The sequence below is a fragment of the Paenibacillus sp. AR247 genome (assembly GCF_002968895.1).
In the GTDB taxonomy this organism is placed as follows: Bacteria; Bacillota; Bacilli; order Paenibacillales; family Paenibacillaceae; genus Paenibacillus_AQ; species Paenibacillus_AQ favisporus.
Genome location: NZ_PCZT01000026.1, coordinates 204,538 through 206,489, shown reverse-complemented (window position 1 = coordinate 206,489; position 1,952 = coordinate 204,538). Strand labels below are relative to the sequence as shown.

Here is a 1,952-nt window from a genome sequence, read left to right as displayed (position 1 = left end):
GCATGTATTAGGCACGCCGCCAGCGTTCGTCCTGAGCCAGGATCAAACTCTCCAAGAAAGTTGGAAGAATCTGCTCACCCGAAGGGAGTAGCTTTCCAACGAAAGTTTGTGACTCATTTTGAATCTGACGAGATTGATTTAATCTCAATCGCTCCGGTCATAAGACCTTCGCGTTTATACTCACTCGTTGTTCAGTTTTCAAAGATCAAACTTCGTTTTGTTACGGCCCAGTGTTTCAGCAGCAACTCTTATAATATATCACAGATTCGATAGATTTGCAAGACTTTTTTGAAGAAGTTTTTTTCTATCATATCTCATTTTCCCCGACCTGCTAACTCGTTAACTCGGCCGGACTTATAATTTATCACAGTTCCCACTATTGCCGCAACACACAAAATATTCCATCGAATATTCATACTATACTTTTACCCACAACAAAATAAATTCTAGCATATTTCAAGCATCTTTTTCATATATTCATACTAGTTCTTTTATAAAGTTAATACAGCATTCATAGAGTTCAAACCGCCATTAAGCGGAAATGCTCTTGCTGAAGAATGGTTACAATGATACGAACCTTGAACTCAATTTAAAGCAGGCATTCCGACGTTCACCTCGAAATGCCTGCTTCTGCTCAAATTGACCTGCTATCATCCATTAATCCATGGGTTTTTACGCGGTCTGTCAGCAACTGTGCTTTTTCTTTCCTTTTTAGCGGCGGGAGCTTTCGATTTATTAACCTTTGCTTTATCCTTCGGGTCGCTGATCTTTTTGGATGCAGTCTCATCAGCCGCAGGCTCAGACTCCTCTACCTCGGATGTCTCATGGACCGCCGCCTCATTGATGGTAGCTGTCGCTTGGGTCTCCTCTTCCCCAATCGGGGCTGGGTAGGCAGGCGCCGGGTTACGGTCCCAGTACGCCGCGTTCTCGGCGGCCCCTACAAAAGGGGCGTTGGGCCCTGCATGATCATAGGCTCCCAGCGTCGAGGGAAACCCCATTCCATAAGGTGACGGGTAGCACCAATCATATGGAGTGGGATAAGCATGATGCGGATAGGCGTATGCCGGATCCACTTCTGGATAATGTGTCATCGGTGCGTAACGGCCGGAGATACCATCGGCATTTGGTTCGGATAAGCTTCGGCTGGATATACCATCGGCATTTGGTTCGGATAAGCTTCGGCTGGGGATACCATTGGCATTTGGTTCGGATAGGCTTCGGCCGGAGATACCATCGGCATTTGGTTCGGATAGGCTGCTGCCGGACTTACTTGAGTATTCGGAAACATGGCATTCGCGTTTGGATATGCTGCTATCGGCTCACTATAAGGCTGAGCGTAGAATGGATCCACTCCCGAATACGGGGATACCGCTCCTTGGCACCCACATGGGCTATACGGCGCAATTCCAGCGTGTACCGGATGATAAAACGCCGGCTCTACACTGTGCGGAAACGCCTCATTTGGCTGGTAATGGGCCGGCCCTACATGGATAGGCTCATAAGCGACCGGATGCTCGTGATTTTCCCAATGCGGCGCATAGGCAGGGGACACACCTGTCGGAAAAGCGTTGGGGGTCGGTTCATACTCGGTACCCTGAACGATTCCCGGATAATACGGTGTTTTCTGCTTGTTTTCTTGCATGGCGTGCTGCAGGTTTGCGTTCTCGGCATTCGGCATGTCGTGATAGGAAGCCACTTCGTGCACGGGACCCGGGTACTGAATAAAGAGGTTATGCGTAACTTCGCTGTAAATGGTCTCTTTGCTGTAGGTCGGCTTCTTCTCGGCTGCCGGCATCACGTTCGGTTGATTTTCCACCGCAGGCATGATATTAGGTTTGTTCTCCATGATAGGCATCACATTGGGCTGGTTTTCGGCAGCAGGCATGACGTTAGGCTGGTTTTCCGCTATGGGCATCACGTTTGGAAAGGTGTAATTCGGCGAGGTCATTTCG

The 1,952-nt window shown here is 48.7% G+C and carries 1 protein-coding gene; it reads right to left on the bottom strand.

The window, feature by feature from the left end:
* Window positions 1-1,087: 1,087 nt before the first annotated feature.
* The coding region (locus CPT76_RS35195) for a hypothetical protein (RefSeq protein WP_374954762.1) at window positions 1,088-1,952 on the bottom strand (865 nt) is incomplete at its 5' end.